Annotated in this window: 25 protein-coding genes and 1 pseudogene; 11 read left to right on the top strand and 15 right to left on the bottom strand. The window is 71.2% G+C overall.

Annotated features, from left to right (window positions below; genetic code table 11):
* The 3 genes and pseudogenes from WDW90_RS21190 to WDW90_RS21185 all read left to right on the top strand — a co-directional run.
* A pseudogene (locus tag WDW90_RS21190) lies at positions 1 to 90 on the top strand (IS5-like element ISMex42 family transposase); the annotation flags it as partial.
* 34 nt (positions 91 to 124) lie between these two features.
* The gene (locus tag WDW90_RS40780) at positions 125 to 406 is read left to right on the top strand and encodes a PilZ domain-containing protein (RefSeq protein ID WP_431311092.1); all 282 of its coding nucleotides are present in this window, start codon (positions 125 to 127) and stop codon (positions 404 to 406) included.
* Positions 407 to 527: 121 nt separating this feature from the next.
* Entirely contained in the window at positions 528 to 749 is a 222-nt protein-coding gene (locus tag WDW90_RS21185) for a hypothetical protein (RefSeq protein WP_336489446.1), read from the top strand.
* Between the two features lie 430 nt (positions 750 to 1,179).
* Here the strand turns inward: WDW90_RS21185 and WDW90_RS21180 are convergent, their stop codons facing one another.
* Positions 1,180 to 2,391 carry a vanadium-dependent haloperoxidase gene (locus WDW90_RS21180; protein ID WP_336489445.1) on the bottom strand — a complete coding sequence of 404 codons (1,212 nt, stop codon included), beginning with the start codon at positions 2,389 to 2,391 and terminating at the stop codon, positions 1,180 to 1,182.
* A gap of 486 nt (positions 2,392 to 2,877) precedes the next feature.
* Between WDW90_RS21180 and WDW90_RS21175 the strand changes: the two genes are divergently transcribed.
* Entirely contained in the window at positions 2,878 to 3,009 is a 132-nt protein-coding gene (locus tag WDW90_RS21175) for a recombinase family protein (RefSeq protein ID WP_336489444.1), read from the top strand.
* Between the two features lie 192 nt (positions 3,010 to 3,201).
* Here WDW90_RS21175 and WDW90_RS21170 read toward each other — a convergent pair whose 3' ends face one another.
* Positions 3,202 to 4,602, bottom strand: a complete 1,401-nt coding sequence (locus WDW90_RS21170; RefSeq protein ID WP_336489443.1) for a hypothetical protein — start codon at positions 4,600 to 4,602, stop codon at positions 3,202 to 3,204.
* Between the two features lie 209 nt (positions 4,603 to 4,811).
* On the opposite strand from WDW90_RS21170, the gene WDW90_RS21165 reads away from it, so the two are divergent.
* Positions 4,812 to 5,075 (top strand): hypothetical protein, encoded by a 264-nt coding sequence (locus tag WDW90_RS21165; protein ID WP_336489442.1) that lies wholly within the window; start codon positions 4,812 to 4,814, stop codon positions 5,073 to 5,075.
* A 570-nt stretch (positions 5,076 to 5,645) separates the two neighbouring features.
* Here WDW90_RS21165 and WDW90_RS21160 read toward each other — a convergent pair.
* Both WDW90_RS21160 and WDW90_RS21155 read right to left on the bottom strand, forming a co-directional pair.
* Positions 5,646 to 7,526, bottom strand: a complete 1,881-nt coding sequence (locus WDW90_RS21160; RefSeq protein WP_336489441.1) for a peroxidase family protein — start codon at positions 7,524 to 7,526, stop codon at positions 5,646 to 5,648.
* A 751-nt stretch (positions 7,527 to 8,277) separates the two neighbouring features.
* Positions 8,278 to 10,071: an adenylate/guanylate cyclase domain-containing protein gene (locus WDW90_RS21155; RefSeq protein WP_336489440.1), complete on the bottom strand. Its 1,794-nt coding sequence runs from the start codon at positions 10,069 to 10,071 to the stop codon at positions 8,278 to 8,280.
* A gap of 191 nt (positions 10,072 to 10,262) precedes the next feature.
* On the opposite strand from WDW90_RS21155, the gene WDW90_RS21150 reads away from it, so the two are divergent.
* Together WDW90_RS21150 and WDW90_RS21145 are read left to right on the top strand one after the other, a co-directional pair.
* Complete coding sequence (locus WDW90_RS21150; RefSeq protein ID WP_336489439.1) at positions 10,263 to 10,499, top strand: DUF6894 family protein; 237 nt, start codon at positions 10,263 to 10,265, stop codon at positions 10,497 to 10,499.
* A 337-nt stretch (positions 10,500 to 10,836) separates the two neighbouring features.
* The gene (locus tag WDW90_RS21145; protein WP_336489438.1) at positions 10,837 to 11,376 is read left to right on the top strand and encodes a YidB family protein; all 540 of its coding nucleotides are present in this window, start codon (positions 10,837 to 10,839) and stop codon (positions 11,374 to 11,376) included.
* 30 nt (positions 11,377 to 11,406) lie between these two features.
* Here the strand turns inward: WDW90_RS21145 and WDW90_RS21140 are convergent, their stop codons facing one another.
* From WDW90_RS21140 to WDW90_RS21090, 11 genes are all read right to left on the bottom strand, one after another.
* A complete protein-coding gene (locus WDW90_RS21140; protein ID WP_336489437.1) occupies positions 11,407 to 11,763 on the bottom strand; it encodes a Rieske (2Fe-2S) protein in 357 nt (118 codons plus the stop codon).
* Positions 11,764 to 11,768: 5 nt separating this feature from the next.
* Complete coding sequence (locus tag WDW90_RS21135) at positions 11,769 to 12,473, bottom strand: ABC transporter ATP-binding protein (RefSeq protein WP_336489436.1); 705 nt, start codon at positions 12,471 to 12,473, stop codon at positions 11,769 to 11,771.
* The gene (locus tag WDW90_RS21130) at positions 12,466 to 13,326 is read right to left on the bottom strand and encodes an ABC transporter ATP-binding protein (protein ID WP_336489449.1); all 861 of its coding nucleotides are present in this window, start codon (positions 13,324 to 13,326) and stop codon (positions 12,466 to 12,468) included. Before WDW90_RS21130 ends, WDW90_RS21135 begins: the two co-directional genes overlap by 8 nt.
* Positions 13,327 to 13,346: 20 nt before the next feature.
* Complete coding sequence (locus WDW90_RS21125) at positions 13,347 to 14,378, bottom strand: branched-chain amino acid ABC transporter permease (RefSeq protein WP_336489435.1); 1,032 nt, start codon at positions 14,376 to 14,378, stop codon at positions 13,347 to 13,349.
* On the bottom strand, positions 14,375 to 15,247 hold the full coding sequence (locus tag WDW90_RS21120; protein WP_336489434.1) for a branched-chain amino acid ABC transporter permease: 873 nt from the start codon (positions 15,245 to 15,247) through the stop codon (positions 14,375 to 14,377). Before WDW90_RS21120 ends, WDW90_RS21125 begins: the two co-directional genes overlap by 4 nt.
* A 67-nt stretch (positions 15,248 to 15,314) precedes the next feature.
* Positions 15,315 to 16,469, bottom strand: coding sequence for an ABC transporter substrate-binding protein (locus WDW90_RS21115; protein WP_336489433.1), 1,155 nt, complete (start codon positions 16,467 to 16,469; stop codon positions 15,315 to 15,317).
* A gap of 36 nt (positions 16,470 to 16,505) precedes the next feature.
* A complete protein-coding gene (locus WDW90_RS21110) occupies positions 16,506 to 17,771 on the bottom strand; it encodes a xanthine dehydrogenase family Fe-S subunit (protein WP_336489432.1) in 1,266 nt (421 codons plus the stop codon).
* Entirely contained in the window at positions 17,768 to 18,643 is an 876-nt protein-coding gene (locus WDW90_RS21105) for an FAD binding domain-containing protein (protein WP_336489431.1), read from the bottom strand. The genes WDW90_RS21110 and WDW90_RS21105 overlap by 4 nt, the downstream gene beginning before the upstream one ends.
* Complete coding sequence (locus WDW90_RS21100; RefSeq protein ID WP_336489448.1) at positions 18,640 to 21,027, bottom strand: xanthine dehydrogenase family protein molybdopterin-binding subunit; 2,388 nt, start codon at positions 21,025 to 21,027, stop codon at positions 18,640 to 18,642. The genes WDW90_RS21105 and WDW90_RS21100 overlap by 4 nt, the downstream gene beginning before the upstream one ends.
* A gap of 58 nt (positions 21,028 to 21,085) precedes the next feature.
* Positions 21,086 to 21,982, bottom strand: a complete 897-nt coding sequence (locus tag WDW90_RS21095) for an alpha/beta hydrolase (RefSeq protein ID WP_336489430.1) — start codon at positions 21,980 to 21,982, stop codon at positions 21,086 to 21,088.
* Positions 21,982 to 23,256, bottom strand: coding sequence for an amidohydrolase/deacetylase family metallohydrolase (locus tag WDW90_RS21090; protein WP_336489429.1), 1,275 nt, complete (start codon positions 23,254 to 23,256; stop codon positions 21,982 to 21,984). Before WDW90_RS21090 ends, WDW90_RS21095 begins: the two co-directional genes overlap by 1 nt.
* A 131-nt stretch (positions 23,257 to 23,387) precedes the next feature.
* Between WDW90_RS21090 and WDW90_RS21085 the strand changes: the two genes are divergently transcribed.
* The 4 genes from WDW90_RS21085 (at position 23,388) to WDW90_RS21070 (ending at position 26,283) form a co-directional block, all read left to right on the top strand.
* Entirely contained in the window at positions 23,388 to 23,957 is a 570-nt protein-coding gene (locus WDW90_RS21085; RefSeq protein WP_336489428.1) for a MarR family winged helix-turn-helix transcriptional regulator, read from the top strand.
* Between the two features lie 208 nt (positions 23,958 to 24,165).
* Complete coding sequence (locus WDW90_RS21080) at positions 24,166 to 24,897, top strand: PspA/IM30 family protein (RefSeq protein WP_336489427.1); 732 nt, start codon at positions 24,166 to 24,168, stop codon at positions 24,895 to 24,897.
* Between the two features lie 62 nt (positions 24,898 to 24,959).
* Positions 24,960 to 25,232: a YiaA/YiaB family inner membrane protein gene (locus WDW90_RS21075; protein WP_336489426.1), complete on the top strand. Its 273-nt coding sequence runs from the start codon at positions 24,960 to 24,962 to the stop codon at positions 25,230 to 25,232.
* Between the two features lie 187 nt (positions 25,233 to 25,419).
* Positions 25,420 to 26,283, top strand: coding sequence for a DUF502 domain-containing protein (locus WDW90_RS21070; RefSeq protein WP_336489425.1), 864 nt, complete (start codon positions 25,420 to 25,422; stop codon positions 26,281 to 26,283).
* Positions 26,284 to 26,295: the final 12 nt, after the last annotated feature.

The raw sequence follows: 26,295 nt of genomic DNA, 5'->3' as shown, positions 1-26,295 counted from the left end.
CGTGCCATCGCAACCCGCTACGAGAAGACAGCTTCAAGCTTCATGGGCGTTCTCTCGCTCGCAGCCGCTCTGGACTGGCTCAAGAGCTAACAGGCCGTAATGCATCCAGTCTAAAGTCCCGCTTATGCGTGAGCGTCGCGAAGCCCTACGTGCTCAGACTTGCCTTGTCGGTCGTGCAGCCTTCGAGCGAGGCTCCTCGGTCATCATCAACTGCGTCGTGCAGGCTCTTTCCGCCGCTGGAGCGCGTGTCCAGTTCCCAGCTGGCGTCACGGTACCCAGCCACTTCGATCTCTTTGTCGGTCGGAGTGCCCGACCCTGCAGAGCTCGGGTCATGTGGCGGCACGCAAGCGAGGTCGGGGTGACGTTCCTGGAGGGCCGAACCGCTCCTGACGTGATCCCGGGCTAGTTGCGCGGTGTGAGCTGTGCCTTTGGCTCCCGTCAGGGCCGCGCACAAGAACGCGACGATCGAACAATGAACCGCGACGCCGGTTGAGACCTCGGGAGGCCCCACCGGAAAGATGGCCCACATGGCCGAGACAGTCGATGACTACGGCTTCGTCGTCTACCCACCCGCAAGCCCGGGCTTGCCCTGGCTCTCGGTCTGCTTCGGGCCTGATGGAGCGGTTCTCGATGCCGAAGCCTTTGGCAGCTTCGAGGAAGCCGACCTCGTGACGCAGAGAGCGCGCGAGGTCCTGCAGGACAGCTTCCTACAGCGAAAGCTGCCGCCTGCTGGGGCCGCCATACACTAGCCAGGGGATTACGTTAGGCGCCGGCCACGCCTCCGGTTCGAGAGGCTGCCGGCTCTCGGCTGTTTCCGCCACCTGCCGAGTCGGCGAGACCGCCCAAATGCTCAAAAGCGGCCTACCGGTACGGATAGCGCAAGCCAAACGGGGCCATCGGTTCGCTTCGGATGGTTCACATGCTGGTGGTTCAGTTTGAACGGCCAAACCGGCCTTATTGAACCGGCGCGAGGGCGGATCATCTGGAGCATACCCCTAAACGGTACCGACGAAAGCGCATAGCTCGGCCGGAGCACGAGCGTTCCAGTAGGTTCTGAGGCGCCGGAGAAAGCCCGTTCTAAATCCCCAGATCCGACGCATGCGGAACGATCCATTGGATCAAGCCCTGTTGGAACGCTGATGCCCGAGGTTGCCTACGCTGAAGCGGCTGACCTGACGTTCACACCAGATGCCCGTCGCTGGCCGGGATGTCGAACTTCTGGAAGGCGTCGACCACCACGTCTCCGACCTGCCCGCCCATGACCAGGCCAGCCTGCGCCGAGAAGGCGAAGTGCACCCCGCCATAGACGCGGCTCAGGGCCTCATCCGCCGCCGCCTGCGTGAAATTGTCGAAGTGCAGAACCACATCCGGCAGCGTCTCGCTCGTGGCCGAGAACGGGATCGGACCGAAGAAGCCGGTCATCACCTTGGCGGCCAGAGCGCCAATCACGGCGTGGCCGGAGGTGTATTCCGGGTGGTCCGGCGTGGTCGGGAGGAGCGGGGTCCAGTCCGGATCGGCGGTGGTCGCCGGATTGCCGTCCGTGTTCGCCTCCTGGATCGCCGTGATCGGTCGCCAGGCATCGTAGGTGTACTTGGTGTCCCAGCAGGCGATCAGGGCGTCCGCGAGCCCGACGTTCAACTCGGTCAGGAGATAGGCACTTTCCAGCGGGGAGCGGCCCTGGTCGGCGAGAAGGTGGTCGGCGATGTCGCTCCACTGCCCGACCCGCGTGTAGCTGTCCTGGTCGTTCGACCACCAGATCGCGCTCTGGGTCTGTTCCGGCGTCCGCTCGGTCGAGTCCAGGCCGCCGAGCGCCTTCACCTCGTTGAAGGCGGCCGCGTACTCGGCGCTCGTCAAGGCGGGCGGCGGGCCCGGCCGGAACTGGCTCGCGCTCTGCAACACGAACGGTGTCACATCCCCCCAGTCCGGTTGGATCGCCTCGGTGTAGTCCGGCGGCGTCGGCCGGTACTCGCCGGGCTCGTATCCGGCCACCAGCCCGAGATGGGCGAGTTCGTCCGAGCCGTCGTGAGCCCGGGCGGCGATCACCGCATCGGCGACCTGCTCCCCGAATGCGACGCCCTGGCTCTCCGCTGGCCCGTCGTGGATCTGCGCGAGCCGCGCCTCGTAGGCGTGATCCAGTTGCGGCTTGTAGTCCGGGAACAGCTCGACCAGGATCTCGTGGGCTGCCGCGCTGACGGCGGCGTCGCTGGCGATGCCGGACGGGGCGCCGAGGCTGACCAGGAAGCCGGGATGGTGGTTGATGGCCTGGAGCACGTCGAACATGGCGATGCTCTCCATCGCCAAGGCTCGCGAAACGTAGCCTGGGTCCTCGGGCGGCATAGTCACCGAGGCGTGCCGGATGGCGTCGAGCGCGACCTGATTCCAGTCCAGCACGACGTTCCCGAAGGCAGGCTCGCACGCGGTCGTGTCGTGCTGCCCGTCCGATGTAGCGTGATGAACTGCAGGCAGCGTCGCGGCTGAGGTGCCGGTGCCCCAAATCGCATCATCGCTACCAGTGGGGCGAGGAGCCGACATCTCCCAAACCCCGCTTGGCGTCTGCGCACCGGGATCAGAACCATCGTCCACCTTATGCAGGGAGAACGCGCCACGATGGGACCAATGGATCTGTTCGAGGGCCATCAGCAATCTCCTGTGGTTCCACTCCGCGGCAAACGTGCAGGAATCAGATCAGATCGATGTATCCGTAGCAGTAGTCTTTGAGTTTAGGTTTGCTGCTCTAACAAATGTTGCCGATCGGAGATAATATTCGTACAATTTGTATATTTTTTACGATTTTCATAATGTATTGACACTTGTACAAGTGGATTGCAGGCGTCCTAAATGGCTCCATAACGCCCAATCCGCGACAACGCGCCGGTCGTGTCCGAGCTGAAGGCGGCCGGGCTGTCGGCGCGCGGCATGGCGGAGGAGCTGAACCGGCGCGAGATCGCGACGCCGGCCGGCCGGCGCTGGCACGCCCAGACCGTCATCCGGGCCCTGGAACGTCTCTGAGTGCGGCTCGAAGACCGGCCCTGCCGTTCCACATTGGAACAGAGGTCACCTTAGGTCCTGGGATTATAGGTGGCAGGCCGTGGTCTGCGGTCGTGCAGGAGCTTCGGGGCTCTCCGCGTGAGGACTAAAAAGGCCGGTCGCTTGTGCGACAGGCCCCGGATCGTGGGCCTGCCGCAGATCGTGTCGCCCGGCTCAGACGTGCAGCAATCCGTCAGTCGCGACGTGGATCGTGAAGGCCTTGCCCTCATCCACCCAGCCGGCGCCCTCCTTGCCGCTGTTGATCGCGCTGATCTCGTTGGGGTCGGCCGTGTAGGTGTGCTCGTGCGTGTTCGTGTTGAAGAACCGCTCGAACGTCGCCCCGCTCGAGCCGACCGAGCTCGGGTTCGTGTAGGCCTCGAAGGCCACGCCCTCGAAGTGATAGCTCGGCTGCGTCTTCAGGATCTGGTCCCGCTCGGTCGTGCTCGTGGTGTAGAAGTGCGAGTTCGTCGCCGTGTCGACGAAGCGGAACACGTCCTGGGTGTCCGCGCTCTTGTCCGGCGAAGCGCCGACCACGCCCTCGTAGTGATAGCTCGGCTGGTTCTTGATGAGCTGATTGACCTCGTTCACGTCAGCCGTGATGAGGTGGTCGCCCGTGGTCGGGTTGAAGAACCGGTACTCGGTGTGCAGCTGGCTCTGCGGCCCGTACACGTCCACCGTGTTGCGGTTGTTCTCGTAGACGTAGACGTCGTGCGTGGTCGGATCCACGTCCAGCGTGTGCATGTTCTTCTCGGCTGGCAGTCCGCCGACCAGCTGGTTGGTGTCGAGATTGACGATATCGGCCGTGCCCGCCTTGTCGCCGAAGAAGGCAAGCCGCGCGCTGACGTCGATCGTCCCCTGGTCGACGCTGCCCGGGATCGCGATGGTCTGCAGGATGGCGCCCGTGTCGGGATTGACCACGAGGAGCTGGTTGTTGGTGGTGCCGACCAGGAGGTGGTTGGTGACCGGATCGTAGACCGCCGGCTTGACGGTCCCCGTCGAGACCAGATTGAACGTGTTCACGATCGCACCCGTATGCGGGTTGATCACGTCCATCTGCTGGTCGTCGGGCTGGTAGATCAGATCCTTCTGCGGGACGTAGAGGGGCACGTCCGGCCCGGACACGGCCGGGTTGGGCTGGAGCTGGATGCTCGCCGTCTGGGTGAAGGGGCCGCTCGCGTTGATGAAGTCGAGGACGTTGGCGTCGTCGGACGCGACGGCGACCTGATTGGTGCTCGGGATGTAGATGACGCCATCCGGAGTGGTGCCCGTCTGATGGATCTGCGCGACCACCTGGAAGGTGTGCTTGTCGATGACGTCGGTGGTGTTGTTGGTGACATCGGCCACGAAGGCGTATTGCGGCGTGAGCGCGATGCCGTTGGCGTTGCCGATATTGGGAATGGTGGCCTTGACGGTGTTCGTGGTCGTGTCGATCACCACCACGTTGTTGTCGGGTGATTGCGCGAGCCACACCGTCTTGGTGTCGGCATCGAAGGCGACGATGTCGCCGTGCCCGCCTACCGTGCCGGGCAAGTTGATGGTCTTCAGTAGCGCGTAGCCGTCGGTCGACGTCGCCATGACTTCGTACCCTCCCTAAAGGGTTCTTGTTCACCGCCTCGGCCTTTTCCCGGGCGGCTTTGGCATACTTTGCGCCAAGCGGCGCCGTGGCAATGACCTGCATTAAAAATTCTGAGAGCACGGCGGATTAAAAACGCGCGTGGAACGTGCGGTTCGAACTCGGGGGCGTCATCCATGCTCTCGCCACACGAAGTTGCGAGCCTGCTGCCATGTCGACCAACCTGACGGTCAATGATCTCTTCAAGCGAGGTGCGATCCCTATCGCGGCCGTGCACGCGGCGGCCGACACCTACCTGACCCACCCAGGGACCGGGATGCTTCCTCTCGGAAGAGCATATGCGGTCAACGTGGTGGCGGCCGTCGAAGCGGACGCCCTTGCCCGCTGCCTGCTGCGCGATCCCGGCGTGGCCTTGCCGGTCAAGCAGGCTGCCGCTCGAACCGCCATTCTACTGGCCAGACCACGGGAGCGATGACCGGCGCTCCGAGAACTGAGCGACAAGCCCATGATTCTCCTGGCGCGAGCCCGGTGGCTCCATAACGCCCAATCGGCGACGCCACGGTGCTGGATATCCCCTTCGACAGCATGCGCGTGGTCTCTACGGATATCGGGATCGTTCGCGGCAGTGCAGCGTGGCCTTGCGCCCCGGAAGCCAAATAGGGGTGGCAGGCATCGGCCGCGTGCGCTCTGTGGCGGTGGCGGCCGGTGATCCCGCTCCGTAACGCCCCTTCCGCGAAGGGAGACGCCCGGATTATCCGAATTGCGCGATCTCGTGCGAGCTTCGGTGGTGGTCGCGCGGCCCGACCACGTTCCTTGAGGCCCGCTCGATCCCATGACGCGAGATCGTCGGCCCTGGGCGCTCCCGCGATGAGCCCGCATCCAGCACAGGGCCTGCGCGGCCCTGCCGGGGCATACCCGTGCGTGACGCATGGCGAGCACGGAAGGGTGCCTCGGCCGGGGCGGGGCGGGCGGTGCCGATGTCGAACCCGCCGTGCAGAGGAATGCCGATGCGGGCGCGCAAGACCGCGCGTCGCATCATCGGCGTTCAGACGAGATCATAATCACCGCGGGTGAGCTGGCTCGCCGTCACCCCGTCCAGCTCAACCCGGACACTTCCGTACGTCACGACGGCATGTCCGTGATCATCGACGACGACCGGCAGGGCCGCGAGGCTCTGCGGCTCATGAGGACGAGCCGAGATCGCGGGCCGGCCGTCGGCCCGGGCTCCGGCCGCTTCCTCGAAAACCAGATGATCCTGTCCAGGGTGGAAGTCCGTGACGACGGCGCGGGTGTCGGCCGAGAAGACGAACTGGTCGGCCCCGCCCTTGCCCGTCAGGGTCTGCTCGCCCGTGCCGGCGACCAGCATGTCGCCCTTCGGGCCGCCGACCAGCTGTGCCCCGTCCGCCGTGCCGATGACGAGTTGGTGCGCCTCCGGATCCTCGGGCGCGACGTCGCTGGCGCGGCGCTCGTAGAAGGTGAAGGCGTCGTCCTGGAGGTAGCGCGTGTCGGTGTTGCGCTCGATGATGTCCGAGAGCGTCGTGTGCTCGATCTCCTTCAGCGTCTGCCGATCGAACTGACCGTTCTCGTACCAGAGGCGGTCGCCGTCGCGCAGGCGCTCGAACTGCGAACCGATGATGGTCGCGAAGGTCGACCCGATCGCCGCGCCCGGCGCGTGGCGCTCGGCCAGGCCCCCCGTCCAGAGGTCGACCGCATCCACCGATCCGAAGGCCTCGCGCAGAGCCGCGACCGTGGCCTGGTCGTCGGTGATCTCGGAGACGTCGTGGTAGGGCGCGAGACCGAGATCCACGCGGGTCTCGTTGAGGGTTCCGAGGCCGAGGTCGCGGCCGCGCTGGATGTTGATGCTGGCCAGGTCCTGGCCGACCGGCGGATCGATCAGGAAGTTGCGAAGATCCTCGACGATGCGGGCATCCATGGCCTGCGAGGCATCGTCGCCGAGGTGGCGCAGGAAGCCGTCCGCCCCCGAGGCCGCCGCGAAGGCCGCCGGCGTCATCCCGAACGTATCCCGCAATGCCAGTTCCGGCCCGACGACATTGCCGTACTCGTCGATCCGCTCGGTCTCGGCCGAGACGATCGAGTGGCCGAAGCGATAGGCCGCTCCCGCAAACTCGACGCTGATCCGCGGGTCGATCCCGGGATCGTAGCCGGAATAGGGGTGGATCGCGTCGGGCCCGAGGAGGTGCGGCAGGAATTCGTCGTAGGTGATGTGCTGGATCTCCGCCGTCACGATCGCCCGCGCCTGGTCATAGAGAGCGTCCCCGCCGAGGTCCGGATGGGCCGCATGCAGCCGGTCGACCTGGAGATTGTGCTCGCGCACGAAGAGCGTCTGCAGCGCTGTGAGCGAGGGGTTCTCGGTGGCGCGGACGTCGCCGGCGACGAAGGAGCCGTTCACGATCGGCAGGTTGTCGCCCGACGACGTCGCCATGTGGCCGTCCGGACGCCGCAGGCTCGCCGCCGTGGCAGCGTCCGAGCCGTAGACCATCGAGGCGTCGAGCCAGCCCGTGATCGCGTTCACGGCGGTCGCGGGCGTGTCCGTCCCCGCCCCCGTCTTCGGATCGATGACCGCGCGGGTGATCGGGATCAGGCTGCCCGGCGGGAAGTAGGGGTCGCCGGGCGGAACGACGACGCTGATCGGGGTCACCCCGTCGTTGCGGCTGAGGTCGAGATCATGGTCGACGAACTGGCCCCAGGCGTAGAGCATGCCCGAGAAGCCGTCGGGATTCGGGATGTTGGCGTCCCCCTGGCCGACGACGACGTTGCTGATCGTGCGCGGGTTCGGCCCGTCGACAAGGGACGAGATCCCGTCCGCGTAGTGCGCCTCGCCGAGCCGCGCGAAGTCGCTGCCGGCCGCGTTGACCCCGGGCCGGGCCAGATTGTTGCCGGAACCGTTGATCGAGTAGGATTCCATGTCGCTTCGTCCTTTTACGGCGTGTCGGAGGGTGTCGCGCAGCCAGCAGGATCCCGGCGGCCGGGGCGGCGGCCGTCGAGCAGCGGCGCGGCGTGAGCCGCGCGATGCGCGTCAGGGGATGGGACGGATCAGGATCGCGTCATCGTCGCGAGCGACGATGCCCGTCGCGGCGCAGCCGTCGCGTGCGGCGCCCTCGCTGAGCGGTCATGGAAGCCCTCCTAGTATGCCCGCGGGGCAGGACTCGCCCGGACGCGAACAGACCTGCAAGGTTGATCCAGTGTCGATGGGAAGTATGGCGGCGTCGAACGGGACGATACGGGATGATTCGTTGGGAAATCTCCCGCAAATGTTAAGCTGAAACAATTCATGCAATATCAGAGTAATATTTATGTATTGAATAAATAAATTTTATCTGGTTATTACGCGACAATCTGGGCGGATTTATCAATATCATCTTTTAGTAAACTTCGCTTGTCATATTGATTATTTTCGATAAAAAGGCGTGCTGTCGACAGATATTCTATACAAAAACGAGCCAATTTGGGGGCAGACTCTGCGCCTCTGCAAGAACAAAGGCGTCCTTATCTTCAGAAACCCTGGTGTTCGAGAACGTACGCGGTCGATTGGATAGGCCGCGGTCATCCTCATCGTGCATTGCGGCGGCCGAACCCTTGGCACGCGTCGCAAGCAGCTTGACCGTTTAGCTTGGTACTCACGCGGCGTGGACCCGAAATCCTGAATAATGCTTCGCTTAACTTGACCGATACCCGTCGAGGGGTGCGCCAGGGCCCGGGCCGGCGTGAGCGCTGCGATCGTCGGCGGCCGTCGCGCCCGGGTTGGCGACGAGCCGCGCCCTGAGCGTCCCGGTCCGTCCCGCGACGGTGAGCTCGCTCAGCGGCGGCGCCGGCATCCGGGCCGCCGCGTAGACGGCCTCCGACACGATGGCGACGCAGTCGAGCGGCTTCGTCAGGCCCTGCAGGCGGGAGGCGACGTTGACGGTGTCGCCGAGCGCGGTGAAGCGCGCGTCGATCTCGTCGCCCATCTCGCCGACGATCGCCGTGCCGGCATGCAGCCCGATGCCGTAGCGCAGGCTCTGCCCGAGATCGGCCGACAGCATACCGTTCAGGGCCGCGACGTGCTCGGCGATCGCCTCGACCGCCCGCAGGGCGCTGCGCGCGGCGGTCTCCGGGTCGGTGTTCAGGCCGAACAGCACCATCATGCCGTCGCCGAGGAACTGGTTGGCCTGGCCCCCCGCCTCCCGCACGGCATGGCCCACCGCCCCGAGGAAGCGGTTGATGACGAACACCGTGTCGTAGGGCAGGCGCTCCTGCGCGAGCCGGGTCGACCCGCGCAGGTCGACGAACATCACCGCGATGAAGTGCTCCTCGCCCGACTGCGCCCGCTCGCGCATCCGCGCCTGCGTCGGGCGCGGATGCGGCGGGAAGAGCGGCGCCACCGCGAGGTCGCGGTCCGGCCGGAACTGGCAGGCGAGCCGGACGCCGGGGCTCGCGCGGATCCGGTCGAGCACCGCCCGCTCGGCGGCGCCGGCCGCCGGCACGCCGCGCCCCTCCATCCCGTCGAGGACCCGGACCCGGCAGGTCGAGCAGCGCCCCCGCCCGCCGCAGACGCTGGCATGCGGGATGTTGTTGCGCCGGCTCGCCTCCAGCACGCTGGTGCCGCGCGGGACCTTGACGACGCGCCCGTCCGGGTAGGTCAGGCGCACGCTCCCGCGCCGGGTCTCCGTCAGCGTCCGGGCGCCGCGGGCCGCCAGCACGAGCGCGACCGCCGCGGCGTAGGCGGCGAGCAACCCGTCGCGGATGGCGGCGAGCCGCTCCGCCTGGGCGGGCAGGCCGAGATGGACCGGCGCGAGCGCCTCCGCCCGCCACGCCGGATCGCGCGCCAGCGCGGCGACGGCGCGCCCCCCTTGCGCGAAGCCGAGGAGCGCCAGGACCGGGACCAGGATGGCGACCGCGAGGAGCCAGGGGCTCGCCGGCCCGAAGCCGGGCTTCAGCCTGAGCCAGAAATAGAGGCCGAAGCAGCCGTGGAGCCAGGCGACGACGAGCACGGCGGCCTGCTGCGCGCCGCTCCAGGGCGATGCGGTCCAGAAGAGGTAGAGCACCTGCGCGTAGCCCTTCTCGAGGCCCTCGGCGGCGAAGCCGATGCGCGTGCCCACGATGTGGTTGAGGAGAAGGGCGGGAATCGCGAGGCCGAGGGCGAGCTGCGCGGCCTCCGCCGGCCGCCACTCGAACAGCCGGCGCTCGTAGAGGGCGTGGAGCCCGAGCAGCAGGTGGCCGATCAGGGCCGTGTAGAGGACGAGGAGGGCCGCCGGGTTGAGCCAGAGCGCGGCGACCAGGGCGAGCCCGTCCTCCATCGCGGCGAGCGAGACGTTGCCGAGCGCGTGGTTGAGGAGGTGCGTCAGCACGTAGGCGAACAGGACGAGCCCCGTGCCGAGGCGGGCCTGCCGCAGGCTCGGGCCCCGGCGGCGCTCCCGCCGGCCGGGCGTTGCCGGGGCGGGCCCGGCCGGGCTTGCGGAGGGAGAGTGCATCGCGGCGTGCTGCCCCGGTGGCGTGGGATGAGGTGCAATCTATGCGCGACGGAGCAGGCCGGCGATACGCGGGCCGGCAGGCTGAGACCTCGCCCTCGCCGTCCATCTCGGCGAGCCCGCGCCGCGCGTCGGGGCCGCGCGGAACGGGTACGCGAGCGCACCGTTCTTCGAGACCGCCTCGGGGAAGCCCCATGCCGCGCTACTACATCGATACTGACGACGGCGACCTGAACGTGCGCGACGAGAGGGGCGAGGAGCTCCCCGATCGCGCGGCGGCGCGCCGGATCGCGATCGGCGTCCTGCCCGACATGGCCCGCAGCGCGCTTCCCGACGGGGACCGGCGCACCTTCGTCGCCAGCGTCCGCGACGAGCAGGGCCGCACGATCTTCCGCGCGCGCCTGTCGCTCACCGCCGGATGGGTCGGGTGACGCGCAGCCTTGTACTTGAGTCGAATGGAATCGATGGCGGCGTGGTGTTCCATCGTCGGGCGGCACAAACCGCAGTTCGAGATCAAACTTCGCCCGCCCGGCAGCTCCGACCGGCGCGGGCGTTTTCGTCTCGGCGCCGAGGCGCCGGTTCCGGACCAAGCCGGGCTCGGGGTCGAACGGCTTCGCCCGGGCCCGCGTTACCCGTGCGCCGAGCGCCGCGAGCGGCCTCGAGGAAACCCCGCATCGGGCGACGGCCGATGCCCGCCACCCGCGCCTCGCCCCGGCGTCCCGCGGAGCGGGCGCCGCGTGCCGGCTCGCCGCACAACGGAGGCATGCGATGAGTGACGGATTTCCGTCCATGACGGCCCTTCTGGGTCTCCTGGCCCTGGCGGGCTACCAGAACCGGGACAAGCTCGCGGAGATGCTGGGCGGGCTCGGGCAGGCCGGTCCCGCGACGGCCGGCCAGGCCGGCGGGCTCGGCAGCGGGCTCGGCGGCGGTCAAGGCACCGGCCAGGCCGGCGGCCAGAGCGGCGGGCAGAGCGGCGGGCTCGGCGGCGGTCTCGGCGGCCTTCTGGGGAGCCTCGGCGGCCTCGCGGGCGGCGCCGGGGCCGGGGGCTTCCTGCACAGCGGCCTCGGCGAGATGCTCGAGCGCTTCCAGCAGAACGGCCACGGCGCGGCGGCGCAATCCTGGGTCGGCCACGGCCCGAACCAGGAGATCGGCCCGAGCCAGCTCGAGCAGGCGATCGGACCCGACGTGCTGGCGGCGCTGACGCAGCGCACCGGCCTGTCGCGCGACGAATTGCTCGCCCGGCTCTCCCGCGACCTTCCGCAGGCGATCGACCGGTACACGCCGGACGGGCGGGTGCCGGCCGCCTGAGCGCTCGGGCGTGCCGGCCTCGGCAGCGGCCTACGGGGCGCTGCCCGCGCGGCCGAGATCGACCTCGATCACGCCGCCTAAGGTCCGGACCGGGTAGGTGCGGAGCGGCCGGAACGACCATCCGGGCGAGACCGCGCCGTCCTCGAGCCGGAACCAGGCGAGGTGATGCGGGCACAGCAACCGTCCCTCGGAGCACCGCCCGCGCGCGAGGTCGGCCCCCTCGTGCGGGCAGGCCCGCTCCGCCGCGAAGATGCGGCCGCCGTCCCGCACGAGGATGAGCGGGCGCCCCTCCACCAGGACCGGGAGGATCGGGCGCGCATCGAGCGCCTCGAGCCGGCCGGCGGGGAGCCAGCGGGGCGAGCCGGCCGGCGCGGCGCGATCGGGCACCGGTCTCAGCCGCCGAGATAGGCGTCCCGGACGTGCGGATCGGCGATCAGGGCGGAGCCCGTCCCCGCCAGCACGATGCGGCCCGTCTCGAGGAGGTAGGCGTAGTCGCAGAGTTCGAGCGCCGCGAAGGCGTTCTGCTCGACGAGCAGCACCGTGGTCCCGGCATCGCAGATCGAGCGGATGACCGAGAACATCCGCTCGACGATGTTGGGGGCGAGGCCGAGCGACGGCTCGTCGAACAGCACGAGCCGCGGGCGCGCCATCAGGGCCCGGCCGATCGCCAGCATCTGCTGCTCGCCGCCCGAGAGGGTGCCGGCGGCCTGGTGGCGCCGCTCGGCGAGGCGCGGGAACTCGCTGTAGATGCGGGCCAGATCCCCGGCGATGCCGGCGTGATCGCGGCGCAGATAGGCCCCCATGGCGAGGTTCTCGGCCACGCTCATCTGGGGGAAGACCTTGCGCCCCTCCGGGCAATGCGCGATCCCGTGCCCGAGGACGCGGCGCGGCTCGGCGCCGGTGATGTCGCGCCCGTCGAAGGCGATGCTCCCGGATCTCGGCGGCACGAGGCCCGAGATCGCCCGGAGCGTCGTCGACTTGCCGGCGCCGTTGGCGCCGACGAGCGCGACGAGCTGGCCCGCCCGGACCTCGATCGAGATGCCCTTCAGGGCGGCGACGTGCCCGTAGCCGCAGACGAGGTCGCGGATCTCAAGCATGCTGCGCCTCCGCGACCCTGTCGGCGGTCCTGCCGGCCGCGAGCGCGGCCTCGCGGGCCGCGCTGCCCTGGCCGAGATAGGCCTCGATCACCGCCGGGTCGCTGCGGATCGCGGCCGGCGGCCCCTGCGCGATCAGGCGGCCGTAATTCAGCACGGCGATGCGGTCGGAGACCTCCATCACCATCGGCATGTCGTGCTCGACGAGCAGGATCGTGACGCCGCGCTCGCGGATCGAGCGGATCAGCCGCACGAAGACCCGCGTCTCGGAGGCGTTCATGCCGGAGACGGGCTCGTCGAGGAGCAGCATCGCGGGCTCGCTCGCCAGCGCCAGCGCCACGCCGACGAGCCGCTGCTCGCCGTAGGACAGGGAGCCCGCCTTCTCGTGCGCCCGCCCCGTCAGGCCGACCCAGTCGAGGAGCCCGGCCGCCTCCCCGCGCAGCCGCCTCTCCGAGGCGCGGTCGCGCCCGAGGATCGTCGCGAGGAGGCGCGACCGGGCCCGGCGATGCAGGCCGATCATCACGTTGTCGAACACCGTGTCGTCGGGGAACACGCTGGTGCGCTGGAACGTGCGGGACAGGCCGAGCCGGACGATCTCGTGCGGCTGCAGACCGTTCAGCGACGTGCCGCGGAATCGGACCTGCCCCTGGCTGGGCTTCAGGAAGCCCGTCATCACGTTGAAGGCCGTGGTCTTGCCCGCCCCGTTCGGGCCGATCAGGCTGACGATCTCGCCCTGCGCCACCTCGAAATGCAGGTCGGCGATGGCGACGAGGCCGCCGAAGCGCACCCCGACATGCTCCACCGAGAGGATCGGCGTCCCGCTCCGGCCCGTCCCCCGTTCCTCGATCGCGCTCATGGCCGGGTCTCCGCTGACGCTCATGGCCGGGCCTCCGCGGACACGGCGGGCAGGGCGGGCGGCAGGCGGCGGCGGGCGAGCAGCCCGGCGAGGCCCGGCACGATGCCGCGCGGCATGAGGAACAGGATCAGGATCAGGACGAGGCCGTAGACGATCCACTGCGCCTCCGGGGCCATCACGGGGCGCAGGGCCACCGGCAGCAGCCCGAAGATCAGGCCGCCGACCACCGGCCCGAGCAGCGTGCCCTTGCCGCCGCCCACCACCATGATGACCATGGTGACGGTGGTGGCGAACAGGAACACGTCGGGGTCGATGATCCGCAGGTAATGGGCGTAGAGGCTGCCGGCGGCGCCCGCCATCGCCGCCGAGACGACGGCCGCGACGGTCAGCGTCCGGGTGGCGTTGATGCCCACCGACAGGGCCAGGGACTCGTTCTCCTTGAGCCCGCGCATGGCCCGGCCGAAGCGCGAGCCGACCATGCGGGCGATGATGCCGTAGCAGAGCGTGCCGACCGCGAGGACGAGGTAGTAGTTCTGCAGCTTGGTGCGCAGGGTCGCGGAGCCGAGCCCCGGCAGGCCGAGGGTGAAGGCCGGGATGCCGGTGAGCGCGAGCGGCCCCTGCGTCAGCTCCATCCAGTTGAGGGCCACGAGCCGCACCACCTCGGCGAAGGAGATCGTCACGATCACGAAATAGGCGCCCCGCACCCGGAACGAGAGCCGCCCGATCAGCCAGCCGCACAGGCCCGCGGCGAGCACGGCCAGCCCGAACCCGGCGGCCGCCGGCCAGGGCTCGTGCACGACCCGGTATCCGAAGCCGATCTCGGCGTCGAAGCCGAGGCTCGTGAGGGCGCTGACGTAGGCGCCGATGCCGAAGAAGGCGATGTGCCCGAGGCTGAGCTGCCCGGTGAAGCCGAGGAGCAGGTTCAGGCTCATCGCCCCGATGGTGAGGATGCCCGTCGTGATCAGGGCGTTGAGGAGGTAGGGGTCGCTCCCCAGCGCGAGGGGCAGGAGGGCGAGCGCCGCCAGGAGGAGGAGGGGCGGGAGCCGGCTCATCCGATGCGCTCCGCCCTGGCGAAGAGCCCGGTCGGCTTGACGAGCAGCACCGCGATGATGATCAGGAAGCCCATCGCGTCGCGGTAGCCCGAGGAGATGTAGCCGGCGCCGAGCTCCTCGGCGAGCGCCAGGATGAAGCCGCCGATCGCCGCCCCCGTGATGTTGCCGAGGCCGCCCAGGATGACGATGGCGAAGGCCTTGAGCTCCGCGAGCCCCCCCATCTGCGGGAAGACGACGTAGACCGGCCCGAGGAGCGCGCCGGCCGCCGCCGCGAGGCTCGAGCCGATGGCGAAGGTGGCGGTGTAGATCAGCCGCACGTTGACGCCCATCAGCGCCGCCGTGTCCTCGTCCTGGAAGGTCGAGCGCATCGCGAGGCCGAGCCGGGTCCGGTTGATCAGCGCGTAGGTGAGGCCGATCAGGGCGAGCGCCGCGGCGAGCACGAACAGCCGCAGCCAGGAGACCGAGACCGGCCCGAGCTGCAGCGGCGCCTCCGGGAACGGCGTCGGGATCGACTTCGCGACGCCGCCGAACAACCAGAGCGTGCCCGATTGCAGGATGATGCCGGCCCCGATCATCACCAGCATGGTGGTGTCGATGTCCGAGCCGCGCAGCGGCCGCAGCAGGACGAGCTCGATCGCGGCGCCGAGGGCGAGGCCGCCGAGGATCGCCGCCGGCAGCGCCAGGAAGAAGCTCAGCCCGAGCGCCGAGACGGCGAGGTAGGTCAGGTAGGCGCCGACCGTGTAGAGCGCGCCGTGGGTGAAGTTCACGACGTTCATGATCCCGAAGATCAGGGTCAGGCCGATCCCGAGCAGCGCGTAGGTGCCGCCGAGGATCAGGGTGTTGACGAGATGCTGGAGCAGCTGGTCCATGCGCGGCGCTCGCTCTGTCGGGGGTGGGCCCGGCCGCGGGCGGCGGCCGGGCGTCGGGGTCTCGCGGTCAGAGTTCGGGCAGCACGACCTTCCCGCCGTCGATCCGGATCAGGTAGACGTCGGGCCTGCTCTGGCCGCTCTCGCGCCCGCTCGGGCCCGCCTTGGCGAAGCGGATCGCGCCGTTCAGGCCGGGAAAGTCCACCGACCAGAAGGCCTTCCGGATCGCCGCGGGGTCGGTCGAGCCCGCCTTCTCGATGGCCTGCGCGATCGTCCGGATGCCGTCGTAGCCGCGGAAGCTCTCGGTGACGCCCGCGAACTGGAAGCCGCGCCTCTTCCACTCCTCGATGAAGTAGGTCGTCGCCCCCGGGTTCGGGGTCCTGTCCGGGTACCAGGGCAGGAAGGTGGTGAGGTGCATCGTGCCGTCGGCGGCCCCGCCGGCCTGGGCGATGATCTGGTCCGGGTTCTGCGAGCCGCCGGTGGTGATGACGCGCTTCTTGAGCCCGAGGGCCGCCATCTGCTTGAACAGCAGCGTGAGCTGGTCCACCGCGCTCGTGATCATGATGGTGTCGGCGTCCGAGCCCTTCAGCTTCGCGAGCTGGGCGCTCATGTCCTGCGCGCCCTGGTCCATGGTCTCGACGAGCCCGACCGCGACGCCCTTGTCCTTGAGCATCTTGCCGAAATCGGCCGCGGCGCCGCGCCCCCAATCGTTGTTGATGACGATGAAGTCGACCTTCTTCAGCCCGATCCTGTCGACCATCGGGGCGAAGGACTCGGCCTCCAGCGCCGAGGGCGGCGAGATCCGGAAGACGAACGGGTTGCCCGAGGTGGTGATCTTGCCCGACGAGGAGGTCTCGACGAGCATCGGCGTCTCGTAATCGGCGAGCTTAGGCATCACCGCGAGCGTCAGGCTGGAGCCCCAGGCGCCCATCATCACGGGCGTCTTGTCGCTGGTGATCAGCTTCTCGGCCACCGCGGCGGCCTCCGTGGGGTTGCTCTTGTTGTCCTCGACGACGAGCTCGATCCTGCGGCCGAGCACCCCGCCCTTGGCGTTGATCTCGTCGGCGGCGATCCGGGCGCCGTTGACCACGTAGGTGCCCGAGGCCGCGAAGGGGCCGGTGAGCGGCTCGTTGACCCCGATGCGGATCGCCTCGGCGCCCACCGCGCCCGAGGCCAGAGCGAGCGACAGGACCATCGCGGGGACCAGTGTGCGTGTGCTCGTCATGATCGTCTCCGGGCTTGAAGGGCAGGGCGGCGGAAGTCAGGGACGGCGGTCGCGCCGGGTTTTTCGCCGAGCGGTTCGCCAGGCGGTCCAGCGGGCCCGCAGCACGCCGAGCAGGAGGCGCAGGGGATCGAGGCCGGCCGCGGAGGCCGGGGCAGCCTCGCCGGAGAGGCGCGCCTCGAGCGCGCGGGCGAACTCCGCCGCGAGACGTCCGGCGAGATCCTGCACGAGGCCGGGTCGGCCGAACTGCGCGAGCGGGCCCTTGAGGGTGTAGCCCACGCCGAGCTCGACCCGCGCGGTGCCGGGCGCCTCGCCCGGCAGGACGCGGTAGCGGATCTCCCCCTCGGTGGTGGAGCGCCCGCCCGCGTCGTTGCCCGCGCCGTGGATCCGGCCCGAGCGCGACGCCTCGTCCCGCTCGATCCGGGCGCGGCCCCGAAACACGGCGGCGATCGGCCCGATCCGCACCTTGAGGCCGCCCTCGACCCGGTCCGGCGCGGGCGCGCCGTCGAGCACGGCGCCAGGCAGGCAGGCGGCCACCGCCGCGACGTCGCCGAGCAGGGCGAAGACCGCCTCCGGCGGATGCGCCAGGTCGAGGCGCTGATCGAAGCGGTGGGCCGGCTCGAAATCCGCCGTCAGGCCGGGGAGGGGCCGGCTCTCCGCGCCGCGCGCCGGCGCGGCGGGGAGCCCGCCGGCAGGGACGGCGCCGGCCGCCGTGCCGATGCGGGCGCCGACCGGTCCGAGGCCGCGGCCCTCGCGGCGCGGGTCGAGCGCCGGGATGCCGCGGGCGCGGCGCTCCGCGATGACGCCGCGCACCGCCCGGACGATCCCGACATAGCCGGTGCAGCGGCAGAGGTTGCCCGACAGCCCGGCGCGGATGCGGCGCTCGTCCGGCTCGGGCAGCCGCAGGACGAGGTCGCGGGCCGCGACCAGCATGCCCGGCGTGCAGTACCCGCACTGGAGCGCGTGCTCGCGGTTGAAGGCGGCGCGCAGCTCGGCTGCGACCGCGTCCTCGTCGAGCCCCTCGATCGTGACCACCTCGGCATCCGCGCAGGCCCCCGCGAAGGCGAGGCAGGCGCGGGCCGGCTCGCCGTCGAGGAGCACGGTGCAGGCGCCGCAGACCCCGTGCTCGCAGCCGAGATGGGTGCCGGTGAGATCGAGCCGGTCGCGCAGGAGGTCGGCGAGGTGGGTGCGGGGCTCGACGGCCGTGCGGACCGGCCGGCCGTTCACCGTGAGGGCGAGCGGCATCAGGGCGTCCGCCGCGGCTGCCGGCAGGGTGTCCAAGCGGGAGCTCGCGCGGGCGCTCATGCGGCCTCCGTCAGGGGCTCGGCGGCGGGCGCCGGCCGGGCCGCGGCCTGCGCGACGGCCCGGGCCAGCACGGTGACGTGGACGTGGCGGTCGACGGGATCGGCCAGGCCGGCCGAGCGCAGGGCCGCGTCGGCCGCGGCCGGGTCGAAGCGCTCGCCGAAATCGCGGCCGATCCGGCCGCCGAAGAGCGGGCGGGCATCGGCGAGGACCAGCGGCGCGCGCTCGATGGCGCCGATCACGGCGCGCCCGCTGCCCGCGGCGGCGTCGATCCGCACGGCGCCGATGGCGTGGGCGAACTCGCCGAGCTTGGAACAGTGCTTGACGTAGCCCCAGGCGATGCCGGCGGGCATCGCCGGCACCCGCACGGCGGTCAGGATCTCGCCGGGCTCGAGGGCGACCTCGAGGGCGCCGGTCACGAAACGCTCCAGGGGCAGCCGGCGCCGGCCGGCCTTGCCGGCGATCTCGACCGCGGCGCCGAGCGCCGTCAGGGCCGTGACCCAGTCGGCCGCCGGGTCGGCATGGACGAGGCTGCCGCCGATCGTGCCCCGGTTGCGCACCGGCCGGTAGGCGATCGCGGCCGCGACGCGCGCCATGGCGCCGCCCGTCGCGTCCGGCACGCGCCCGTCCTCGATGTCGGCATGGGTGACGCAGGCGCCGATCACCAGGGCGTCGCCCTCGCGCGACGCCTGCCGCAGCTCCGGGATGCCCGTGATGTCGAGCACGAGATCCGGCTCGACGAGGCGCAGGTTCAGCATCGGCCCGAGCGACTGCCCGCCGGCGATCAGCTTGACGGCCCCGCGCGCCTCCGCGAGCCGGTCGAGCAGGGCGGCGAGGTCGCGCGGGCGCTCGTAGGCGAAGGGCGCGGGCTTCATGCGGCGTGCCTCCTCGGCGCGGCGCCCGGGGCCGCGGCACCCCGGGCGGCCAGCACCGCCTCGACGATGCGGCGCGGCGTGACGGGCGAGCGCAGCATCTCGGCCCCGAGCGGCCGCAGCGCGTCGTTGATGGCGTTGGCGAGCGCGGCGGGCGGCGCGATGGCGCCCCCTTCGCCGATGCCCTTCACGCCGAACTGCGTGTAGGGCGAGGGCGTCTCCATGTGGTCGATGCGGGGCTCGGGCACCTCGGCCGCGCCCGGCAGCAGGTAGTCGGCGAAGGTCGAGGCCAGCGGCTGGCCGCGCCCGTCGAAGGCCATCTCCTCGTAGAGCGCGGTGCCGATCCCCTGCGCGAGCCCGCCGTAGATCTGGCCGTCGACCACGAGGGGGTTCACCAGGGTGCCCCCGTCCTCGACGATGACGTAGTCGAGGATCTCCACCGCCCCGAGATCGGGGTCGACCGCGACCACGGCCGCGTGCGCCGCGTACGAGAAGGTGCCGGAATCACGCTGCGGCTTGTAGCCGGCGGTCACCTCGAGGCCGCCCGGATCGACGTCGTGCGCGAGGTCCTGCGGGCGCCGGTACCAGGTGTGGGCGATCTCCGCGAGGCCGACCTCGCCCGCCGGGCCGACGACGCGCCCCGCCTCGAAGCGGCAGGCGGCCACGTCCGCCTGGAGGAGATGGGCGCCGATCCGCAGGGCCCGGTCGGCGAGCGCGCGGCAGGCGGCCGCCACGGCCCCGCCCGCCATCACCATCACGCGCGAGCCCCAGGACCCCGTCGAGTAGGGGGTCATCGCGGTGTCGCCGTGGACGAGGCGGGTGCGGGCCACGGGCACGCCGAGGATCTCGTGCGCGACCTGCGCGAGCGTCGTCTCGAGCCCCTGACCGTGCGAGTGGGCGCCGATCCGCAGCTCCAGGCCGCCGTCCGGGGTGAGCCGCGCCCCGGCCTGCTCGTGGCCCGGCACCATCGGGATGCCCCAGCCCGAATAGACCGAGGTCCCGTGCGCGGCCTGCTCGCAGTAGATCGACAGGCCGAGGCCGATCCGGCGGCCGTCGGGCTCCCCGGCCCGCTGGCGCGCCCGCACGGCCTCGACGTCGACGGCCGCGAGCGCGCGGGCCAGCGCCTGGGGGTAGTCGCCGCTGTCGAAATGCTTGCGGGTGATGTTGTCGAACGGCATCTGGTCCGGCCGCACGAGGTTCCGCTCGCGCACCCGCGCGGGCTCGAGCCCGGCCTCGGCCGCCACCGCGTCGAGGACGAGCTCGAGGGCGAAGCAGACCCCGGTCCGGGCGACCCCGCGATAGGGCAGGATCGGGCACTTGTTCGTCGCCACCGACCAGGTCCGGCAGCGATAGGCGGGGAAGTCGTAGGGGCCGGGCAGGATGCTCGCCACCTGCGCCGCCTCGAGGCAGGCCGAGAACGGGTAGGCCGAGTAGGCGCCGGAATCGACCGTGGCCTCGCAGTCGATGCCCCGGAGCGTCCCGTCGCGCTCGGCATAGGCGGTGATGCGGTAATGGTGCTCGCGGCAATTGGCGTTGGCGGTCAGGTGCTCGCGCCGGTCCTCCAGCCAGCGCACCGGATGGCCGCAGCGCAGCGCCAGCCAGCCGAGGCAGATCTCCTCGGCGAGCAGGATCGCCTTGTAGCCGAAGCCGCCGCCGACATCCGGCGAGACGATGCGGATCCGGCCCTGCTCGATCCCGAGGCACTCGGACAGGCCGTTGCGCACGATGTGGGGCATCTGGCTCGCCGTGTGCACGACGAGCTGGTCGAGGCGGTGGTCGAGATGCACGACGGCGCCGCGCCCCTCGATCGGGGCCATGCATTGGCGCCCGGTGGAGATCGTGCGGCTGACCCGGATCGGCGCGTCGAGGGCGGCCTCGATGTTCACGTCGACGAGGGTCTCGAGGAAGACGTTGTCGCCCCAGTGCTCGTGGACGAGGGCGGATCCCGGCTCGCGGGCGGCCAGCATGTCGTGGACGGCCGGAAGCTCCTCGAGGTCGAGGACCACCGAGGCCGCGATGTCCTCGGCCTCGGCCCGGGTCGGGGCGAGGCAGATCGCGATCAGCTCGCCGACCTGCCGGACCTTGCCGACCGCGAGCGGCGGCTGCTCCGAGACCTTGAAGCCCGCGAGCCCCGAGACGGCGCGGATCGGCGCCACGCCCGCGAGGTCGGCCGCCGTGAACACGCGGTCGCGGACGGCCTCCGGCACGTGGACGGCCCGGATGCGGGCATGCGCCAGGGGGCTGCGCACGAAGGCGACGTCCTGCAGCCCGGGCAGCCGGATGTCGCCGACGAACTGGCCGCGCCCCCGCATCAGGCGCTCGTCCTCCTTGCGGGGCAGGCGGGCGCCGACGCCCTGCGCGGCCGCGCCGCCGACGGCGTCGCTCATGGCACCCTTCAGGGCACCCCTCGTGGCGTCATTCATGGCGTCACTCATGACAACACCCTCATGGCATCGTCCCTTCGATCAGGTCGGCGGCCGCGCGCACCAGCGGGCCGCGGGGCCGGCGGAGCGCGTCGAGGACGGAGAAGTGATCGGCGCCCGCCACCGGCAGCAGCGGGCCCGGCGCGTGGGCGGCGCTGCGCAGGCCGTGGAAGTTGCGGGCGTCGTGGACGAGGGCCGGGAGCTCGGCGGTCCCGTAGGCGATCGCCAGCGGCTTGGCCGTCACCGGCAGCCTGAGCGGCGACAGCGCCGCGATCTCCTCGTCGGCGAGCCGCAGCGCCCGGTCGAGGCCGGTGTCGCGGATCGGCGCGAGGTCGTAGATCCCGGAGATCGCGAGCCCCGCGGCGACGGCGGGATGGCCGAGATGGAGGGCGGCGAGCTGGGCGCCGGCCGACCAGCCGGCGAGCACGATCGGGCCGGCGATGCCGCGGGCCGGCCCCTCCGCCTCCAGCCAGTCGAGGCAGGTCCCGATCTCGGCCGCGATGCGAGCGAGCCTGGCCTCGGGCGCCAGGGTGTAGCCCGGGATCGCCACCGACCAGCCGGCCGCGGCCGGGCCTTCGGCGAGGCAGGCGAAGACCTCGCGGGCGTTGCGCTGCCAGTAGCCGCCGTGGACGAAGACGAGGCAGGGCGCGCGCGGGTCGGCGGCCGGGAAGAGGTCGAAGGCGGTCCTGGCGGCGCCCGCGTACGGGATGTCGAGCGCGCCCGCATGGGCGGCCCGGTAGGCGGCCGAGGCGGCGTTGCGGGCCTCGACCTGACGGGCGCTGTCGGCGACCGCCGCGTTGTTGTCGTAGGCCGCGTCCCGCTGCGCCTGATCGAGCCCGTCCCAGCCCCGGCGCGGATCGGCCGGCGTCGGGTCGCCGACGGCGAAGCCGGAGGGCGGCACGCTCGCCCGCGCCGGCATCAGGCGGCGATCGCCTGCGGCAGGATCGGGGAATCCGCGTCGAAGCGCCTGCCCGCGCGCAGGCAGAAGGCCGGGCGCAGCAGGCGGTCGGCGATCACCCGCGTATCCTCGTTGTCGCGCAGCAGGAAGCGGCCCCGGTCGTCGTGCAGGACCGAGACGTCGGCCTCGCGGCCGACCCGGAGGGCGCCGAGCCGGTCGGAGAGGCCGAGCATCTCGGCCGGGTGCGCGGTCACCATCGGCACCACCTGCTCGAGGGGGATCCCGAGGGCCATCATCGAGCTCATCGCCTGGGTCAGGCTGAAGCGGGCCTGGCCCAGGAAGGGGTGGTTCTCGTCGTCGTGGTGCTCGTCGGGCGTGCCCGCCGGCGGCGGCACCTCCGTGTTGTAGCCGTGCATGTCGGCGCCCAGCGTGTAGGGGACGACGCCCGCGGGCAGCGAGGCGCGGGCGACGCGGTAGGAGAAGTGGCTCCCGTGCCCGACATCGACCTTGAGGCCGGCCTCCATGGCGGCCCGGATGATGGGATGGACCTCGCCCTGCTCGTTGATGAAGCCGCCGGGATGGCGGGTGAAGGGGTGGGCCAGCACGTCGCCGGGGCGCAGGAGCGGGATCACCCGCTCCATGATGGTGTCGGCATCCTCGCCGTTGGCGCCGCTCTCCGGCAGGCCCCAGAGCTGGCCGAAATGGACGTAGAGCGGCAGGTCGGCGCGCCGGCTGATCTCGGCGGCGAGCTCCATCACCTTGATGCCCCAGCGCGCGAAGCCGCCGATCTCGGCATGGCCCTTGATGCCGCGCACGAGGTCCCGGTTCTCGACCGCCGACTTCACCGTCGCGTCGACGTCGACGCCGTCCGGGCTGTAGAGGTTCGGGTAGAAATGCCCCTCGAGGCCGCCGACGAGGTAGGCGGACAGGAAGGCGAGGACCCGGGTCTCGGACCGCTCCGCGATGAAGTGGCGGAAGCCCGGCAGGGTCATGCAGGAGGGCCCGCCCTGGTCCACCACCGTGGTCACGCCGGAGCGCACCCCCACCATGTCGGGATTCAGGCCGAAGCGCCCGGTGACGTACTGGTAGACGTGCGCGTGGGTGTCGATCATGCCCGGCAGGACGAGCTTGCCCGAGACGTCGACCACCTCGGCGGCGCTCGACGGGATGATCGCGTCCTCGACCGCCGCGATGCGCCCGTCGCGCAGGGCGACGTCGCGGATGCCGTCGATGCCCGAGGCCGGGCAGATCACGCGCCCGCCGCGCAGGAGCAGGTCGTACCGGGACTCGTCCATCGTGCTACCTCTCGACCGGTGCGCCGGTCCGCGGGGCGGTCCGACGATTGATTCGGAAAGCGCAGTATGCTTCGCTTTTTGAAGCTAGCACGCCTCGTGCCAAAGTTGGAAGCGTTCTGAGGAGGGGCGGGATGGAGGACGGGTCCGCGGGGGCGAGCCCCGAGGCTGGCGCGCCGGCGGGCGGTTCATCGCCCCCTGCACCGGCAGTGCCCCCTGTGCCGGCGGCGTCCTCGCCCCCTGTGCCGGCGGCGCCCTGGCCCCTGGCCGAACGGCCGGGCTTCCTCATCCGGCGGCTGCATCAGATCCACGGCAGCCTGTTTTCCGAGCGGTGTGCCGAGTTTCGCATCACCCCGCTCCAGTACAGCCTGCTCTCCCTGCTGTTCGAGCAGGGAGAGGCCGACCAGACGACGCTGGCGAACGCCGTCGCGCTGGACCGGACGACCACGACGGGGGCCCTGAAGCGGCTCGAGGCCCGCGGCTTCGTCAGCCGGACGACCTCGACGGCGGACCGCCGCGCGCAGCAATGCGGCCTGACGCCGGAGGGCCGCGCGCTCCACGCCGCGATGGAGGCCGCCGCCCGGCAGGCGCACGAGGCGACCCTCGCGGCCCTGGCGCCGGCCGAGCGGAGATCGCTGGTGCGGCTCATGAAGAAGCTCACCGCGGCGCATGGCGACCGCCGGGGGGCGGCGGACCTGCTCTGAGGCAGGTCCGCCCGCGGGACGCCGTCGAGAGGGTCGTCCAAGGGGGTCTCCAAGGGGATCGTCCAAGGGCCCGCCGAAGAGGACGCCGAAGGCGGTCGACGATGAGGCGGCCCGGATTTTTGCACAATGTGCAAAAAAACACCGAAGCCCGTCCTCGGATCTGCGAGCGTCGGCTCGTGAACGATGTTCCAACAGCCGGAGCCGATCCATGCTGAAGATGTTTCGCACCCTCGCCCGCGGCGCCGCCGCCCGCGCCGCCGAGGACCTGTTCGACCGCAACGCCCTCCTGATCCTCGACCAGCAGATCCGCGAGACGCGGGCCGCGCTGGAGCGGAGCCGGCGGGCGCTCGCGGCGGCGATCGCGGGCGACCGCGCCGAGGCGCGGCTTGGCGAGGCCGTCGCGGCCCGGGCCCGCGACCTCGAGGAGCGGGCGGTCGCCGCGCTCGGCGCCGGCCGGGAGGATCTCGCCCGGGAGGCCGCCGAGGCGATCGCGGAGCTCGAGGCCGAGCAGGAGGCGATCCGGGCCGCCCGTGCCCGCTTCGAGGCCGAGGTGGCGCGCATCCGCGCCGTCGTGGCCGATGCGGGGCGCCGCCAGGCGGAACTGGAGCGGGGCCGCCGGGCCGCGGCCGCCGCCGAGGCCGTGCGCCGGCTCGGCGCGGGGGTGGGGGCCGGAATCGGGGCAGGGGCGGAGGACGGCGCGACCCTGCGCGAGGCGGAGGCGACGCTGGCGCGCCTGCGCGCGCTTCAGGCCGAGGCGGCCGACACCGAGGCGGCCCTGGCCGAGGCCGGGCCGGGGTCCGAGGCCTGCCTCGACATCGCCGAGCGCCTGGAGCGCGAGGGCTTCGGCGCCCGCACCCGCCCGAGCGGCGGCGCCGTGCTGGAGCGGCTGCGCCGCAAGGCCGGCCTCGGCGCGGCCGAGCCCGCCGGACCGACCGCCTGACCGCCCTCGGGGCGGGCCCGGCCCGCCCGATCCGAACGTCATCCCGCTTCGAGAGGATCACCATGAGCAACGAGACCACGCAGCATTCCGGGGCCTGGGTCACCTTCACCTACGCCTCCTTCGCCGGGGCCACCGCGATGGTGGCGCTCGGCATCCTGTTCATGCCGGTCGACATCTGGCTGAAGGGCTACTTCGCCATGGGCGTCGTGATGCTGGTCCAGTCCTGCGTCACGCTCACCAAGACGGTGCGGGACGTCCACGAGGCCAAGCGCATGGTCAACCGGATCGAGGACGCCCGCACCGAGCGCCTGCTGATGTCGGTCGGCAAGGACTGAGCGGGCCGGGCATGCGGGCCTGGCATGCGCCGGACTTGCGGGCCGGACTTGCTGGCCGCCGGGCGCCCGTCCCCGGCCGCCCCTCTCTTGAGCCCATGCCCGGCAACCGCTACCTCTCTGCCCCGGGGCGGTCCCGAGAGGGGAGCCGCGGCCCCGGGGCTCGTTGCCTGCTCGCGAAAGTAAACCCGTGGCGCCACCCGTCCCGCCGATCCAGCCCCCGCTCCCGGAGATCGATCCCGCGAGCCCGCGCAAGCGCGTCAGCGTGCGGGGCCGGCTGCGGACCTACTTCCTCACCGGCATCATCGTGGCGGGTCCGCTCGCCATCACGATCTACATCACGTGGTGGTTCATCACCCTGATCGACGGCTGGGTGAAGCCGCTGGTGCCGGCGAGCTACCTGCCGGACCATTACCTGCCGTTCTCGATCCCCGGCCTCGGCCTCGTCATCGCCTTCGTGGCGGTGACGCTGCTCGGCTTCCTCACGGCCAACCTCGTCGGGCGCAGCGTCATCGAGTTCGGCGAGGTCCTGCTCGCGCGCACCCCGGTGATCTCGGGGCTCTACAAGGGCCTGCGGCAGATCTTCGAGACCCTGTTCTCGGCGAACGGCACCTCGTTCCGCACGGTCGGGCTCGTGGAATTCCCCGTGAAGGGGACGTGGTCGGTGGTGTTCCTGTCGGCGCCCGCCGCCGCCGAGATCCAGGGTGCGCTGCCGCAAGGGGACGAGGCGGGGCAGGAGGACGCGGCGGGGGACGGGAAGGAGCGCGAGACCGGCCACGACTATGTCGGCGTGTTCCTGCCCTGCGCGCCGAACCCGACCACGGGCTTCTTCTTCTACCTGCCGCGCAGCGAGATCATCGAGGTCGGGATCAGCGTGGACGACGCGGCCAAGCTCGTGATGTCGGCCGGCGTGATCCAGCCGGAGGACCCGCAGACGCGCCTGCAGGCGATGGCGGCGGGGTTGCGGGCGGCCCAGGTCGGCGCGGGCCAAGTCGGGGCGTCCCAGGTCGGGGCGTCCCCGGTCGGCCCGGCGGCCGAGCGGCAGGACGCGTGAGCGACGGGCTCC

Source organism: Methylobacterium nigriterrae (assembly GCF_037106235.1).
Lineage (GTDB): Bacteria > Pseudomonadota > Alphaproteobacteria > Rhizobiales > Beijerinckiaceae > Methylobacterium > Methylobacterium nigriterrae.
Note: the sequence above shows the minus strand (reverse complement) of the source record. Positions and strands in the feature narration are given on the sequence as shown.

Coding starts and splice junctions, on each gene's coding strand:
- WDW90_RS40780 (WP_431311092.1), top strand. CDS start 125: ATGCGTGAGCGTCGCGAAGCCCTACGTGCTCAGACTTGCCTTGTCGGT.
- WDW90_RS21185 (WP_336489446.1), top strand. CDS start 528: ATGGCCGAGACAGTCGATGACTACGGCTTCGTCGTCTACCCACCCGCA.
- WDW90_RS21170 (WP_336489443.1), bottom strand. CDS start 4,602: ATGGCGACGTCGACCGACGGCTACGCGCTACTGAAGACCATCAACTTG.
- WDW90_RS21165 (WP_336489442.1), top strand. CDS start 4,812: ATGTCGACCAACCTGACGGTCAATGATCTCTTCAAGCGAGGTGCGATC.
- WDW90_RS21160 (WP_336489441.1), bottom strand. CDS start 7,526: ATGGAATCCTACTCGATCAACGGTTCCGGCAACAATCTGGCCCGGCCC.
- WDW90_RS21155 (WP_336489440.1), bottom strand. CDS start 10,071: ATGCACTCTCCCTCCGCAAGCCCGGCCGGGCCCGCCCCGGCAACGCCC.
- WDW90_RS21150 (WP_336489439.1), top strand. CDS start 10,263: ATGCCGCGCTACTACATCGATACTGACGACGGCGACCTGAACGTGCGC.
- WDW90_RS21145 (WP_336489438.1), top strand. CDS start 10,837: ATGAGTGACGGATTTCCGTCCATGACGGCCCTTCTGGGTCTCCTGGCC.
- WDW90_RS21135 (WP_336489436.1), bottom strand. CDS start 12,473: ATGCTTGAGATCCGCGACCTCGTCTGCGGCTACGGGCACGTCGCCGCC.
- WDW90_RS21130 (WP_336489449.1), bottom strand. CDS start 13,326: ATGAGCGCGATCGAGGAACGGGGGACGGGCCGGAGCGGGACGCCGATC.
- WDW90_RS21125 (WP_336489435.1), bottom strand. CDS start 14,378: ATGAGCCGGCTCCCGCCCCTCCTCCTCCTGGCGGCGCTCGCCCTCCTG.
- WDW90_RS21120 (WP_336489434.1), bottom strand. CDS start 15,247: ATGGACCAGCTGCTCCAGCATCTCGTCAACACCCTGATCCTCGGCGGC.
- WDW90_RS21115 (WP_336489433.1), bottom strand. CDS start 16,469: ATGACGAGCACACGCACACTGGTCCCCGCGATGGTCCTGTCGCTCGCT.
- WDW90_RS21110 (WP_336489432.1), bottom strand. CDS start 17,771: ATGAGCGCCCGCGCGAGCTCCCGCTTGGACACCCTGCCGGCAGCCGCG.
- WDW90_RS21105 (WP_336489431.1), bottom strand. CDS start 18,643: ATGAAGCCCGCGCCCTTCGCCTACGAGCGCCCGCGCGACCTCGCCGCC.
- WDW90_RS21100 (WP_336489448.1), bottom strand. CDS start 21,027: ATGAGCGACGCCGTCGGCGGCGCGGCCGCGCAGGGCGTCGGCGCCCGC.
- WDW90_RS21095 (WP_336489430.1), bottom strand. CDS start 21,982: ATGCCGGCGCGGGCGAGCGTGCCGCCCTCCGGCTTCGCCGTCGGCGAC.
- WDW90_RS21090 (WP_336489429.1), bottom strand. CDS start 23,256: ATGGACGAGTCCCGGTACGACCTGCTCCTGCGCGGCGGGCGCGTGATC.
- WDW90_RS21085 (WP_336489428.1), top strand. CDS start 23,388: ATGGAGGACGGGTCCGCGGGGGCGAGCCCCGAGGCTGGCGCGCCGGCG.
- WDW90_RS21080 (WP_336489427.1), top strand. CDS start 24,166: ATGCTGAAGATGTTTCGCACCCTCGCCCGCGGCGCCGCCGCCCGCGCC.
- WDW90_RS21075 (WP_336489426.1), top strand. CDS start 24,960: ATGAGCAACGAGACCACGCAGCATTCCGGGGCCTGGGTCACCTTCACC.